We start from the raw sequence: 13917 nt of genomic DNA, 5'->3' as shown, positions 1-13917 counted from the left end.
GGGGATCGGAGCCGGCGCCCGCGTCAGGACGCGGAGCCACCGAATTCCCGTTCGAGTGCTGCGATCTGGTTCGTGCCGAGACCACGGACACGCCGGGTCTCGGAGATGTTCAGCTTCTCCATGAGCTGCTTGGCGCGCACCTTGCCGACGCCGGGGAGGGACTCCAGGAGGGCCGATACCTTCATCTTGCCCACGACCGGATTGTCCTTGCCCTCCTTGATGACGTCGCTGAGCGAAGCACCGGAGTTCTTGAGCCGGTTCTTCACCTCGGCGCGCTCCCGCCGAGCCGCAGCGGCTTTAGCGAGCGCATCCGCGCGTTCTTCGGGGGTCAGGGGTGGGAGAGCCACGCCGTGTCACCTCGGACTTCGTTGCGATCCTCAAGGCCGCCCGGCTCGGACGGCCACCAACAAACAGTGGAACCTAGCTGGTCAGAGCGTTCGCGGCAACGCGCGACACTCCACCGGGCCGGCTCACGAGGGAGCCTAGTCGGCGAATCGGTCCGCGTCGCCCGAATCGATGGGAAAAGCCCGGCTACCTGCGGCAAAACCCGTACCTGACGGAGCGTCGGACGACTTCGGGGCGGCCGGCGGGCCCGACCGCGCCTCCGCGCCCCCTCCCGGCGCTCTTGCGCGCGGCGGCCGGCTCCGATCCGGTACGCCGGGCCGAGCCGCACGGTCGGATCGCCCGGGTCGACGCACCAGGGCCGCCACAACGGCCCGGGACGGCCCTCGGGGCGCTCGTCGGGCGCGCCGGGCCCCGTGACCCCCGGGAGCCCGGCGGGGCTCCACACGGACGCCACAGCGGCATCCACGAGCCGCCCGGCGTTCCCGCGGCGTCCACCGCGGCGGCCCCGGGACGTCACGGGTGACCCGCCCCGCGCCACGAGCCACTATCGCGCCGCCAGACCCGCCCCGATCGCGTGTGCCGCCGCACCGACGTCCGCCGCGCCCGTGATCGGCCGCCCGATCACCAGCAGGTCCGCGCCGTCGGCCAACGCCTGCTCAGGTGTGGCCACCCGACTCTGGTCGCCGAGCGCCGCGCCCGCCGGCCGCACCCCCGGGGTGATCAGCACGATGCCCGGGCCCACCTCGGCCCGCACCGCCGCGACCTCGCGCGGCGAACACACGATCGCGCGCGCCCCGGCCGCGACCGCGAGCCCGGCCAGCCGTCGGGCCGCCTCGATCGAGGGGCCCGCCAGACCGACCGCCGCCAGGTCCTCCTCGGCCATCGAGGTCAGCACCGTCACCGCGACGATGTTCACTTCCGGCGCCGCGTCCGCCGCGGCGCGGATCATCGCGCTCCCGCCGCTCGCGTGCACGGTCAGATACGTCGGCGCGAGCCGCGCGACCGAACGCACCGCACCCGCCACCGTGTTCGGGATGTCGTGCAGCTTCAGGTCCAGGAACACATCCCGCCCGCCGCTGGCCTCGCGCGCGCCCAGGACGGCGTCCGCGCCGTCCCGCAGGAACACCTCCAGACCCACCTTGACCGTGCTCACATGCGGACCCACGGCCTTGGCCCACGCGAGCGCGCGATCCAGGTCCGGGGCGTCCAGGGCCACCGCCACGGGTGCGAGGTTGCTCATCGAAATCCCACTCTCGTCGACATCGAAAATTCGTCCGCGCCCCGGCCCGGGCCCCGATCCGAGCCCCGGCCCGGACACGGCGATGCCGGCACGAACCCCGTCCGTACCGGCATCCCCGTCACCTGCCACGAACCTCAGCGGTGCGCGTACCCGATCGCCGCCTCCAGCGATCCGAAGCCGCGGGCGATCAGCGCCGCCCGCAACTCGTCCAGGATCCGCACCGGCGCCGACGGGTCGTTGAAGATCACCGTGCCCACCGACACCGCCGCCGCGCCCGCGAGGATGAACTCCAGCGCGTCCAGGCCGGTGCGGATGCCGCCCATGCCGACGATCGGCACCCGCGCCATCTGCCCGTCCAGCATCGCCGCGTGCACCTGGTGGACGCAGCGCACCGCGACCGGCCGCACCGCCGGGCCGGAGAGCCCACCGGTGACGCCCGCCAGTACCGGCTTCATCGTGTCGGTGTCGATCACCATGCCCAGCAGCGTGTTGATCATCGACAGGCCGTCCGCGCCCGCCTCCACGCACGCCCGGGCGATGTCCACGATCGACGTCACGTCCGGCGACAGCTTGGCCAGCACCGGCACCAGCGGGTCGGCCGCGTCGCGAACCGCGCGGATCACGTCGTAGGACGTGGCCGGGTTGCACGCGAACACCTGGCCCCGATTGGCCACGTTCGGACACGAGATGTTGGCCTCGATGCCGACCACGCCGGGCGCGCCCTTGAGCCGCTCGGTCAGCGCCACGAAGTCGTCCACGTGACCGCCCGCGATGGACACGATGGTGCGTCCGCCGCGCGCCGCCAGCCAGGGCAGGTCGCGCTCGACGAACGCGTCGATGCCCGGGCCCTGGAGGCCGATCGAGTTGAGCATCCCGGACGGCGTCTCGGCCATCCGCGGGGTGGCTCGACCCGAGCGCGGGTACGGCATGATCGTCTTGGTGACCACCGCGCCGATCGCGGCCGGCTCGAAGAACTTGGCCAATTCCTTGCCGTAGCCGGCGCAGCCCGAGGCCGTGGTCACCGGATTCGGCAGCAGCGTCGAGCCGAGCCGGGTAGCCAGGTCTATCCCGCCGCCGGGCAGCATGATCGTGGACGGCGGCGCGTCGAAGTCGCCGGCGTCGTCGTTGTCGGCGAAACCGCCGTATCCGTCGGTCATCAGTGGGCTCCCATCGCCGCTGCGCCCTCGATGTCCGCCGGAATCGTGCCGGCGTCGTCCCAACGCACCTTGGTGCCGTCGAAGCACGGACCGTCCACACACGAGCGGACGAACCGGCTGACCCCGTCGTCGCCGACCACCGGGAGCACGCATGTCATGCATACCCCGACACCGCACGCCATCGATTCCTCGACCGCGGTGAACACCCGCGCGTCGTGCTCCGTGGCCACCTCGGTGACCGCGCGCAGCATGCCCATCGGCCCGCACGCGTAGACGACGCCCGCCTGCACGGCGGTGAGCACCTCGGGCAGCGGCCCGGTGACGAAGCCGCGCACCCCCTCCGAGCCGTCGTCGGTGGTGACCACGACGTCCTCGGTGATCGCGAGCGCCTGGTCCACGCCGTACAGCCGCTCCGCGGTCGCCGCGCCGAGCACGAAGGCGACCGAGCCACCATCGGCCACGATCTTCTCGGCGAGCGCGAACATCGGCGCGCTGCCGTAACCGCCGGCCACCATCACCGCGCTGACCGGCTCGGCCGGCAGCGGGAAGGGCGTGCCCAGCGGCGCGACCACGTTCACGCTGTCGCCGACGCGCAGCCGGGCCAGCTCGCGCGTGCCGCGGCCGGCCTCGGCGAAGACCACGTCGATCGTCTCCGCGGCCGGGTCGGCCCGGTGGATCGAGAACGCGCGGCGCAGCAGCATCGCCGAGTCCGCACCACCGATCGCCACGGCGACGAAGTGACCTGGTTCGACGCGGGCGGCGATCCCGGGAGCGCGCAGCACCATGCGGTGATACGCGCCCGCGGGTTCGCGGCCGACGATCTCCGCCTGCACCTGCAGGGGAAGTGCCATCGGTGTCGTCAGCCCTTTCGGTGGGACGTGATGTGGTCGGCGTGCTCCTGGAGCGAGCGCACCCCGATGTCGCCGGCGATCAGCGACTGGATGCCCTGTACCGCCGCGGCGAAGCCCTGCACCGTGGTGATGCTCGGGATGCCCCGGGTGACCGCCGCGGTGCGGATCTCGTAGCCGTCGAGCCGGCCGCCGGTGCCGAACGGGGTGTTGACGATCAGCTCGACCTCGCCGCTGTGGATCAGCTGCACGATGGTCGGCTCGCCGTCGGGGCCCGCGCCCTCGCTGTGCTTGCGCACCACGGTGGCGGGCACGCCGTTGCGGCGCAGCACCTCGGCGGTGCCCTCGGTGGCCAGGATCTCGAAGCCCATGTCGTGCATGGCCTTGACCGGGAAGACCATCGAGCGCTTGTCCCGGTTGGCGAAGGAGACGAACGCGCGGCCCCCGAGCGGCAGCGAACCGTAGGCGCCGGCCTGGGACTTGGCGTATGCGGTGCCGAACACCGCGTCGATGCCCATCACCTCGCCGGTGGAGCGCATCTCCGGGCTGAGCACGGTGTCCACGCCGCGGCCCTTGGTGTCGCGGAAGCGGTTCCAGGGCAGGACCGCCTCCTTGACCGCGATCGGCGCGTCCATCGGCAGCGTGCCGCCGTCGCCCTCGGCGGGCAGCAGCCCCTCGGCGCGCAGTTCGGCGATCGTGGCGCCGAGCGAGACGCGCGCGGCGGCCTTGGCCAGCGGCACGGCGGTCGCCTTGGACACGAACGGTACGGTCCGCGACGCCCGCGGGTTGGCCTCCAGGACGTAGAGGATGTCGCCGGAGAGCGCGAACTGGATGTTGATCAGTCCGCGAACCCCGACGCCGCGCGCGATGCCCAGCGTGGCCGCGCGCAGCCGCTTGATGTCGTGGGCGCCCAGCGTGATCGGCGGGAGCGCGCAGGCCGAGTCGCCGGAGTGGATGCCGGCTTCCTCGATGTGCTCCATCACGCCGCCGAGGTAGAGGTCCTCGCCGTCGTAGAGCGCGTCCACGTCGATCTCGATCGCGTCGTCGAGGAAGCGGTCCACGAGCACCGGGTGGTCGCTGACCAGGCCGGCGTTCTGCTCCAGATAGGCGGCCAGGGAGGGCTCGTCGTAGACGATCTCCATGCCGCGCCCGCCGAGCACGTACGAGGGCCGCACCAGCACGGGGTAGCCGATCTCGGCGGCGATCGCGCTGGCCTCGCCGAAGGAGAACGCGGTGCCGTGCTTGGGCGCGAGCAGGCCGGCCTCGGCCAGGACCCGGCCGAACGCGCCGCGCTCCTCGGCGAGGTGGATCGCCTCGGGCGAGGTGCCCGCGATCGGCACACCCGCGTCCTTGAGCTTTTGCGCGAGGCCCAGCGGGGTCTGCCCGCCGAGCTGGACCAGGACGCCGGCGACCGGTCCGGCCTGGGTCTCGGCATACACGATCTCCAGCACGTCCTCCAGGGTGAGCGGCTCGAAGTAGAGCCGGTCGGAGGTGTCGTAGTCGGTGGAGACGGTCTCCGGGTTGCAGTTGACCATCACGGTCTCGTAGCCGGCGTCGTGCAGCGCGAACGCGGCGTGCACACACGAGTAGTCGAACTCGATGCCCTGCCCGATCCGGTTCGGCCCGGACCCCAGGATGATCACGGCCGGCTTGGTGCGCGGCGCGACCTCGTTCTCCTCGTCGTAGGACGAGTAGTGGTACGGGGTGCGCGCGGCGAACTCGGCGGCGCAGGTGTCCACGGTCTTGTACACCGGACGCACACCGAGCGCCTGGCGCACCTCGCGCACGACCTCCTCGCGCATGCCCCGGATGGCCGCGATCTGCACGTCCGAGAGGCCGTGCCGCTTGGCCAGCCGCAGCACCTCGGGGGTCAGCTCGGCCGCGTCGCGGACCTCGCCCGCGATCTCGTGGATCAGGTACATCTGGTCCAGGAACCACGGGTCGATTCCGGTGGCCTGGAACAGTTCCTCGGGCGTGGCGCCGGCGCGGATGGCGTCCATGACCACGTTGATCCGGCCGTCGGTGGGCTTCTCGGCCGCGACCAACAGGGCGTCCTTGTCCGCGACTTCGGAGACGAAGTCGAACTGCGAGCCCTTCTTCTCCAGCGAGCGCAGCGCCTTGTTCAGCGCCTCGGTGAAGTTGCGCCCGATCGCCATCGCCTCGCCGACCGACTTCATCGTGGTGGTGAGGCGGTCGTCGGCGGCCGGGAACTTCTCGAAGGCGAAACGCGGGACCTTGACCACGACGTAGTCGAGCGAGGGCTCGAAGCTGGCCGGGGTCTCCTTGGTGATGTCGTTGGGGATCTCGTCCAGCGTGTAGCCGATCGCGAGCCGCGCGGCGATCTTGGCGATCGGAAAGCCGGTGGCCTTGGAGGCCAGCGCCGAGGAGCGGGACACGCGCGGGTTCATCTCGATCACGATCACCCGGCCGTCCTCGGGGTTGATCGCGAACTGGATGTTGCAGCCGCCGGTGTCCACACCGACCTCGCGGATCACCGCGATGCCGACGTCGCGCAGGGTCTGGTACTCGCGGTCGGTCAGCGTCATCGCGGGCGCGACGGTGATCGAGTCGCCGGTGTGCACGCCCATCGGGTCGAAGTTCTCGATCGAGCAGACGACCACGACGTTGTCGTGCTTGTCGCGCATCAGCTCCAGCTCGTACTCCTTCCAGCCGAGGATGGACTCCTCCAGGAGCACCTCGGTGGTCGGCGACAGGGTCAGGCCCTGCCCGGCGATCCGGCGTAGGTCCTCCTCGTCGTGCGCGAAGCCGGAGCCGGCGCCGCCCATGGTGAAGGACGGGCGAACCACCACCGGGTAGCCGCCGAGCGTGTCGACGCCGGCGAGCACGTCCTCCATCGAGTGGCAGATCACCGAGCGGGCCGACTCGCCGTGCCCGATCTTCTCCCGCACCCGCTCGACCACGCCCTTGAACAGGTCGCGGTCCTCGCCCTTTTGGATCGAGTCGAGGTTGGCGCCGATCAGCTCGACGTTGTACTTCTCCAGCACCCCGTTCTCGCTGAGCGAGACCGCGATGTTGAGCGCGGTCTGCCCGCCCAGGGTGGGCAGCAGCGCGTCGGGGCGCTCCTTGGCGATGATCTTCTCGACGAACTCGGGGGTGATCGGCTCGACGTAGGTCGCGTCGGCGATCTCCGGGTCGGTCATGATCGTGGCCGGGTTGGAGTTGACCAGGATCACCCGCAGGCCCTCGGCCTTGAGGATCCGGCACGCCTGGGTGCCGGAGTAGTCGAACTCCGCGGCCTGGCCGATGACGATCGGGCCCGAGCCGACGACCAGGACGGACTTCAGGTCGCTGCGCTTAGGCACTCTTGGTCTCCATCAGCGTCACAAAACGGTCGAACAGGTAGGCGGAGTCGTGCGGTCCGGCCGCCGCTTCCGGGTGGTACTGCACGCTGAACGCGGGTCGGTCCAGCAGCCGCAGGCCCTCGACGACGTCGTCGTTGAGGCATACGTGGCTGACCTCGACGCGCCCGTAGGGGGTGTCCGAGACGGTGTCCAGCGGCGCGTCCACGGCGAAGCCGTGGTTGTGCGCGGTGACCTCGACCTTGCCGGTCGTGCGGTCCTGCACGGGCTGGTTGATGCCGCGGTGGCCGTACTTGAGCTTGTAGGTGCCGAAGCCCAGCGCGCGGCCGAGCAGCTGGTTGCCGAAGCAGATCCCGAAGAACGGGGTGCCCTGGGCCAGGACGGCGCGCAGCAGCTCGATCTGGTGGGTCGCGGTGGCCGGGTCGCCGGGGCCGTTGGAGAAGAACACGCCGTCGGGGGCGACGGCGTAGACCTCGGCCGGCGTGGCGGTCGCGGGCAGCACGTGCACCTCGATGCCGCGCTCGGCCATCCGGTGCGGCGTCATGCCCTTGATGCCCAGGTCCAGCGCCGCGACGGTGAAGCGCTTGGTGCCGATCGCGGGCACCACGTAGGCGGCGTCGGTGCTGACCTGCTCGGCGAGGTCGGCGCCGGCCATCTCGGGGCTGGCGCGCACCCGCTCCAGCAGCGCGGCCTCGTCCGCCCGTGCGGCGTCGCCGGAGAAGATGCCGACCCGCATCGCGCCGCGCTCGCGCAGGTGGCGGGTCAACGCGCGGGTGTCGATGCCGCTGATGCCGACCACGCCGTAGCGCACCAGCTCGTCGTCGAGCGAACGGCGCGAGCGGTGGTTGGAGGGCACTCGGGCGGGGTCGCGGACGACGTAGCCCGAGACCCAGATCCGGGACGACTCGGGGTCCTCGTCGTTGACGCCGGTGTTGCCGACGTGCGGGGCCGTCATCACGACGACCTGGCGGTGGTACGAGGGGTCGGTCAGGGTCTCCTGATAGCCCGACATGCCGGTGGAGAACACCGCCTCGCCGAACGTCTCCCCCACCGCGCCGTAGGCGCTGCCGCGGAACGTGCGCCCGTCCTCGAGGACGAGCACCGCAGGCGTCGTGGCCCGTCCGGTCATTGCGGTCACGTGACCGATCCTTCCTGGTGGTTCTTTGTAGCCGTGCCGGCGGTCGCCGGCAGTTCCCCGGCGATCAGCCGGGTGATGGTCTCGATCCACGCGTCGTGGTCGTCCGGGTGGTCGCTGCGGAAGCCGGAGTCGAGCGAGGTGTCGCCGTGCGTCCAGGTGATCACCAGCAGGCCGCCCTCGGGCAGCACCTTCCCGGCGATGCCCTTCTCGTGCCGCACGCCGGTCAGCGCCGCGGCGGGCACGAAGAAGTCGGTCGCGGCGGGGCGCTCGACCACCAGGCCGTCCGGGCGCAGGGTCAGCTCGACCGGGCTGCGGGTGCCCAGACCGTGCGCGACCACCCGGTCCAGCCAGTCGCCGGCGGTGGTGCTGCCGAAGTAGCGCCCGACCAGCGGCGGCAGCAGCGGCGCGGCGCCGGCCTCGGGGGCGGTGGGCAGCGCGGGCAGCGCCGCCTGGCGCTCGCCTCGCTTCTTCCAGGCGCGCCACATCAGCAGGTAGACACCGAGCACGAAGACGAGGCAGATGCCGATCCAGAGGATGCGACCGCTCCAGTTCGTCACCTCCGCCGACTTCTGTTCGGTGCCGGCGAGCAGCAGCAGGTCGTGGTGGGCGGTGCCTGGAGTCACGCGAGCTTCCCGTCGATCACCGTGGGTACGCCGCGCAGGAACGTGGCGACCACCTTGCCGGGGAGTTCCAGTCCGGCGTAGGGGGTGTTTCGGCTGCGCGAGGCGAGTTCGGACGGTTCGACCGTACGCCGTGGGGTCGGGTCGACCAGCACCAGGTTGGCGGGCTCGCCGACCTCGACCGGGCGTCCGTGCCCCTCCAGTCGGCCGATCGCGGCGGGGCGCACGGACATCCGGTCGGCGACGCCGGCCCAGTCGAGCAGGCCGGTGTCGACCATGGTCTCCTGCACGATGGACAGGGCCGTCTCCAGGCCGAGCATGCCCATCGCGGCGACCGCCCACTCGCAGTCCTTGTCCTCGCTGGGGTGCGGGGCGTGGTCGGTGGCGACCGCGTCGATGGTGCCGTCGGCGAGCGCCTCGCGCAGCGCGGTGACGTCGGCGGCGGTGCGCAGCGGCGGGTTGACCTTGTAGACCGGGTCGTAGCTGCGCACGAGTTCGTCGGTGAGCAGGAGGTGGTGCGGGGTCACCTCGGCGGTGACGTTCCAGCCCTTGGACTTGGCCCAGCGCAGGATTTCCACCGAGCCCGCCGTGGAGACGTGGCACACGTGCAGGCGCGAGCCGACGTGCGCGGTGAGCAGCACGTCGCGGGCGATGATCGACTCCTCGGCGACCGCGGGCCAGCCGCGCAGGCCCAGTTCGCCGGAGACGGTGCCCTCGTTCATCTGGGCGCCCTCGGTCAGCCGGGGCTCCTGCGCGTGCTGGGCGACGACGCCGTCGAACGCCTTCACGTACTCCAGCGCGCGGCGCATGATCACCGCGTCGTCGACGCACTTCCCGTCGTCGGAGAACACCCGCACGCGCGCGGCCGAGTCGGCCATCGCGCCCAGCTCGGCGAGCCGCTTGCCCTCCAGGCCCACGGTGACCGCGCCGACCGGGTGCACGTCGCAGCGGCCGGTCTCCTGGCCGAGCCGCCAGACCTGCTCGACGGTGCCGGCGGTGTCCGCGACCGGGTCGGTGTTGGCCATCGCGTGCACGGCGGTGAAGCCGCCGAGCGCCGCCGCGTTCGCGCCGGTGGCGACCGTCTCGGCGTCCTCGCGGCCGGGCTCGCGCAGGTGGGTGTGCAGGTCGACCAGGCCCGGCAGCAGGATCTGCCCGGCGGCCTCGATCACGGTGGCGCCGTCGGTGCTCAGGTCGGTGCCGATCTCGGCGATCACGCCGTCGCGGATGAGCACGTCGGACGCGTCGCCCCCGAGGACCTTGGCGTCCTTGATCAGGTACGTGCTCACTTGGTGCTCTCCTCGGTGCCGGTGCTCGGGGTGCTGGCGGTGCTCGGGGCGCTCAGGGCCGGTTCGTTGCCGCCCAGGAGCAGGTACAGGACCGCCATCCGCACGCTGACGCCGTTGGTGACCTGCTCGACGATGGTCGAGCGGGTCGAGTCGGCGACCTCGGCGGCGATCTCCATGCCTCGGTTCATCGGGCCGGGGTGCATCACGATGGCGTGCTCGGGGAGCATCGCCATCCGGCGCAGGTCCAGGCCGTAGCGGCGCGAGTACTCGCGCTCGGTGGGGAAGAACGCGGCGTTCATCCGCTCGCGCTGTACGCGCAGCATCATCACCGCGTCGCTCTTGGGCAGCGGCGCGTCCAGGTCGTAGGAGACCGTGCAGGGCCAGCTCTCCACGCCGATCGGGAGCAGCGTGGGCGGCGCGACCAGGGTGACCTCGGCGCCGAGGGTGGCCAGCAGGAGCACGTTGGAGCGAGCCACCCGGCTGTGCAGGACGTCACCCACAAGTGTGATTCGGCGGCCTTCGAGATCGCCGCGCCCGCCGGCCAGCCTGCGCCGCATGGTGAACGCGTCGAGCAGCGCCTGGGTGGGGTGCTCGTGGGTGCCGTCGCCGGCGTTGACCACCGAGCCGCGCAGCCAGCCGGAGCCGGCCAGGCGGTGCGGCGCGCCGGAGGCGTGGTGGCGGATGACCACCGCGTCGGCGCCCATCGCCTGCAGGGTCAGCGCGGTGTCCTTGAGCGATTCGCCCTTGGAGACCGAGGAGCCCTTGGCGGAGAAGTTGATCACGTCCGCGGACAGCCGCTTGGCGGCGGCCTCGAACGAGATGCGGGTGCGGGTGGAGTCCTCGAAGAACAGGTTGACCACGGTACGGCCGCGCAGCGTCGGCAGCTTCTTGATCGGCCGCTCGGCGATGTGCGCGAGTTCTTCGGCGGTGTCGAGGATCAGGATGGCGTCGTCGCGGGTGAGGTCCGCGGCCGAGATCAGATGGCGCTTCACTGGCTACTTCTCCGCGTCGGTGGGGGCCGCGGCGGGGTCGGCCGCGCGGGTGCCGAGCAGGACCGCGTCGCGGCCGTCGTACTCGGCGAGGTGGACCTTGACGGTCTCGCGCAGCGACGTGGGCAGGTTCTTGCCCACGTAGTCGGCGCGGATCGGGAGTTCGCGATGGCCGCGGTCGACCAGGACGGCCAGTTGCACCGCGCGCGGGCGGCCGATGTCGTTCAGCGCGTCCAGGGCGGCGCGGATGGTACGGCCGGAGAAGAGCACGTCGTCGACCAGGACGACGAGCTTGCCGTCGATGCCCTCGGCCGGGATCTCGGTGCGCTCCAGCGCGCGGGCGGGGCCGAGCCGAAGGTCGTCGCGGTACATGGTGATGTCCAGCGCGCCGACCGGGACCTTGGCGCCGTCCTCGATCGAGGCGAGTCGCTCGCCGAGCCGGCGGGCCAATGCCACGCCTCGGGTCGGGATGCCCAGGAGCACGACGTCGTCGGCGCCCTTGGCGCGTTCGACGATCTCGTGCGCGATCCGGGTCAGGGCCCGGTTGATGTCCGAGGAGTCCAGGACCGGGCGGGCGGTGGCCGGGTCGAGATCCTTGGGACGGGCGGCCGACGTGCCGCCGGTGTTGCCAGGTGCTGTCATGGAAAACAGACCTCCTTCCCCGTCTCACAGGACGGGCTTTAAAGGACGTCGGGGTACGTCCCTCACAGTATCAGCCAACATCATCGGTCTTTCGGCCGCCCGGACCGAGTGATCGAGCCGGGCGAAAGCGGAGCAAAGGCGCCTCTCACCTGCGCGAATCCGGCTTTGTAGGCCGTTCGGCTTGACGGACGCAAATTACTCTGCGTAACCTCACAATGAGTCACCACCGGGCCAAACGCGACAGTCGCGACGTGCCGAACCTCGCAGCTTCGGGGAGAGTTCGAGGTACAGAAAGCCGGCCCGGAGGTAGCCACCCCATCGGTTCGGCCAACCACCGGTGGACCTTCACGGTCAGTCACCTGTTTTGGGAGCGAGATGTCCAGCGACTACGCCAAGCAGCTCGGGGCGAAGCTCCGCGCGATCCGGACCCAGCAGGGCCTGTCCCTGCACGGCGTCGAGGAGAAGTCCCAGGGCCGCTGGAAGGCCGTCGTCGTCGGTTCGTACGAACGCGGCGACCGTGCGGTAACCGTGCAGCGCCTGGCCGAGCTCGCCGACTTCTACGGCGTCCCGGTGCAGGAACTGCTGCCCGGCGGCACTCCGAACGGCGCCGCCGAGCCGCCGCCGCGACTGGTCCTCGACCTGGAGCGGCTGCAGACCGTTCCGTCCGACCAGGCCGGCCCGCTGCAGCGCTACGCGGCGACCATCCAGAGCCAGCGCGGCGACTACAACGGCAAGGTGCTGTCGATCCGCCAGGACGACCTGCGCACGCTGGCCGTGATCTACGACCAGTCGCCGAGCGTGCTGACCGAGCAGCTGATCGGGTGGGGCGTGCTCAACCCGGAAGCCCGTCGGGCCGTGGAGAACCAGAGCAACGCGTGACCACGAGTTGACGGAGCGTGACCGCGACTCGCGGAAACGTCGAAGGGTCCCGATGCCGTCCGGCTTCGGGACCCTTCACCTTTTGTACGATCGCCCGCCTCAGCCGGATTCGCGAACCATCACGCGCGGGTGCACGACCATTCGACCACCCGGTCGGTAGTCACGGCCTCGGATCAGCGTGGTGATCGCGTCCGAAGCACCCGAGCCCATCGTCCGGGTGTGCATCGAGACGCTGGTCAGCCTCGGCCAGACCAGATCGCAGAACGGCAGGTCGTCGGCGCCGACCACGGCCATGTCCTCCGGCACCGACCAGCCGCATTCGCGCAGCGCCGAGATGATCATCAGGGCGAAGTCGTCGTTGCCGGCGAACACCGCGGTGGGCGGCTCGCTCTCGCTCTGCCACCGGCGCACGATGGCGAGCACGTCCTCGCGGACGTAGCCCACGTCCACCCGACGCAGCGAGACCCCCGCCTCCTCGGCCGCGGCCTGCGCGCCCGCCCAGCGCTCCTCGCCGAGGAAGGCCAGCGGTCCGGACGGGACCAGGCAGGCCAGCCGGCGGTGGCCGCGGTCGATCAGGTGGCGTACCGCGACCCGGCCGGTGTCCCGGTTGTCGAAGATCGCGGTGGGCACGTCGGGGTGCTCCTCGCGCCCCCACGCGAAGATCGCCCGGACGCCGGCCCGCTTGAGCACGTCGACCGCGCCGCCGGTGAGCCGGTTGGATTCGGCCATCACCGCCAGCGGTCGCAACGCGGCCCACTGCCGGGCCGCGTCGGCTCCGCGCGAGGTGCGGTCCGCGTGGATGAGCAGGCTCAACTCGTGCCGGTTGAGCGCCTCGGTCAGCTCGTCGATGAACGCCTCGAGGAGCTGGCCCATCGGTTGCAGCGGCAGCGGGAACAGCACCACGTCGCTGTTGCCCGAGCGCAGCGAACGGGCGGGCGCGCTGGGCGCGTAGCCCAGTTCGCGCACCGCGAGCATGACCCGCTCCCGGGTCTGCGCGCTGACCCGCACCCCGGGCGGCGAGTTGAGCACGTAGCTCACGGTGGATCTGGATACGCCGGCGAGCCGGGCGACGTCGGAACTGGTGGGGGGTTTGGCCCCCGCCTCCGGCGCGCTCATCCGTGACCCCCCGGGCGGCAAGTGACCGACTTCGTGCTCGTCATCTCGACGACACCCCCTACCGCACCCGCGCGCGGGGCCGGCCCGCGCGCAACCGATGTCCACCGGATCACAGGGACGTGCGATCCGATACCGCTTGGTTAGCGGGCACAACCTTGGCCGTAATCGCTCGAATGCGCTACCGACGAGTGTCGGTCGTTACAAGATCACTCACGGTGACGATTCGGTGCGGAATGCGCTTCCTTCAAGCCTTGAACAATCAAATCGTTACCCAGTCGGACTGATTTCACGTTGTGGACCCATTCCCCTGCTTATTCGTGTCACCTAGGCTCCGATC

Annotated in this window: 12 protein-coding genes; 1 reads left to right on the top strand and 11 read right to left on the bottom strand. The window is 71.2% G+C overall.

The genetic code is table 11. The annotated features are described in order from the left end of the window. Window positions 1–23: 23 nt before the first annotated feature. The 10 genes from mihF to pyrR form a co-directional block, all read right to left on the bottom strand. A complete protein-coding gene (gene mihF, locus A3IC_RS0119825) occupies window positions 24–347 on the bottom strand; it encodes an integration host factor, actinobacterial type (RefSeq protein ID WP_026218483.1) in 324 nt (107 codons plus the stop codon). A gap of 542 nt (window positions 348–889) precedes the next feature. Next, entirely contained in the window at window positions 890–1585 is a 696-nt protein-coding gene (gene pyrF, locus A3IC_RS0119820; RefSeq protein WP_020551789.1) for an orotidine-5'-phosphate decarboxylase, read from the bottom strand. 134 nt (window positions 1586–1719) lie between these two features. After that, window positions 1720–2742 carry a dihydroorotate dehydrogenase gene (locus tag A3IC_RS0119815; protein WP_020551788.1) on the bottom strand — a complete coding sequence of 341 codons (1023 nt, stop codon included), beginning with the start codon at window positions 2740–2742 and terminating at the stop codon, window positions 1720–1722. Further along, window positions 2742–3593 carry a dihydroorotate dehydrogenase electron transfer subunit gene (locus A3IC_RS0119810; RefSeq protein ID WP_020551787.1) on the bottom strand — a complete coding sequence of 284 codons (852 nt, stop codon included), beginning with the start codon at window positions 3591–3593 and terminating at the stop codon, window positions 2742–2744. Before A3IC_RS0119810 ends, A3IC_RS0119815 begins: the two co-directional genes overlap by 1 nt. An 8-nt stretch (window positions 3594–3601) precedes the next feature. Then, window positions 3602–6913 (bottom strand): carbamoyl-phosphate synthase large subunit, encoded by a 3312-nt coding sequence (gene carB, locus A3IC_RS0119805; protein ID WP_020551786.1) that lies wholly within the window; start codon window positions 6911–6913, stop codon window positions 3602–3604. Beyond that, complete coding sequence (gene carA, locus A3IC_RS0119800) at window positions 6906–8039, bottom strand: glutamine-hydrolyzing carbamoyl-phosphate synthase small subunit (protein ID WP_020551785.1); 1134 nt, start codon at window positions 8037–8039, stop codon at window positions 6906–6908. Before carA ends, carB begins: the two co-directional genes overlap by 8 nt. A gap of 5 nt (window positions 8040–8044) precedes the next feature. Then, entirely contained in the window at window positions 8045–8671 is a 627-nt protein-coding gene (locus A3IC_RS0119795; RefSeq protein ID WP_020551784.1) for a PH-like domain-containing protein, read from the bottom strand. After that, a complete protein-coding gene (locus tag A3IC_RS0119790; protein WP_020551783.1) occupies window positions 8668–9954 on the bottom strand; it encodes a dihydroorotase in 1287 nt (428 codons plus the stop codon). The genes A3IC_RS0119795 and A3IC_RS0119790 overlap by 4 nt, the downstream gene beginning before the upstream one ends. Further along, the gene (locus A3IC_RS0119785) at window positions 9951–10946 is read right to left on the bottom strand and encodes an aspartate carbamoyltransferase catalytic subunit (RefSeq protein ID WP_020551782.1); all 996 of its coding nucleotides are present in this window, start codon (window positions 10944–10946) and stop codon (window positions 9951–9953) included. Before A3IC_RS0119785 ends, A3IC_RS0119790 begins: the two co-directional genes overlap by 4 nt. A gap of 3 nt (window positions 10947–10949) precedes the next feature. After that, window positions 10950–11585: a bifunctional pyr operon transcriptional regulator/uracil phosphoribosyltransferase PyrR gene (gene pyrR, locus A3IC_RS0119780; RefSeq protein ID WP_020551781.1), complete on the bottom strand. Its 636-nt coding sequence runs from the start codon at window positions 11583–11585 to the stop codon at window positions 10950–10952. Window positions 11586–11960: 375 nt separating this feature from the next. Here pyrR and bldD point away from each other — a divergent pair, with 375 nt between their 5' ends. Beyond that, window positions 11961–12464, top strand: a complete 504-nt coding sequence (gene bldD / locus A3IC_RS0119775) for a transcriptional regulator BldD (RefSeq protein WP_020551780.1) — start codon at window positions 11961–11963, stop codon at window positions 12462–12464. A gap of 99 nt (window positions 12465–12563) precedes the next feature. On the opposite strand, the gene A3IC_RS55415 is transcribed toward bldD, so the two are convergent. After that, a complete protein-coding gene (locus A3IC_RS55415) occupies window positions 12564–13580 on the bottom strand; it encodes a LacI family DNA-binding transcriptional regulator (protein WP_020551779.1) in 1017 nt (338 codons plus the stop codon). Window positions 13581–13917 lie beyond the last annotated feature (337 nt).

It is taken from the genome of Embleya scabrispora DSM 41855, from assembly GCF_000372745.1.
GTDB lineage: Bacteria > Actinomycetota > Actinomycetes > Streptomycetales > Streptomycetaceae > Embleya > Embleya scabrispora.
Note: the sequence above shows the minus strand (reverse complement) of the source record. Positions and strands in the feature narration are given on the sequence as shown.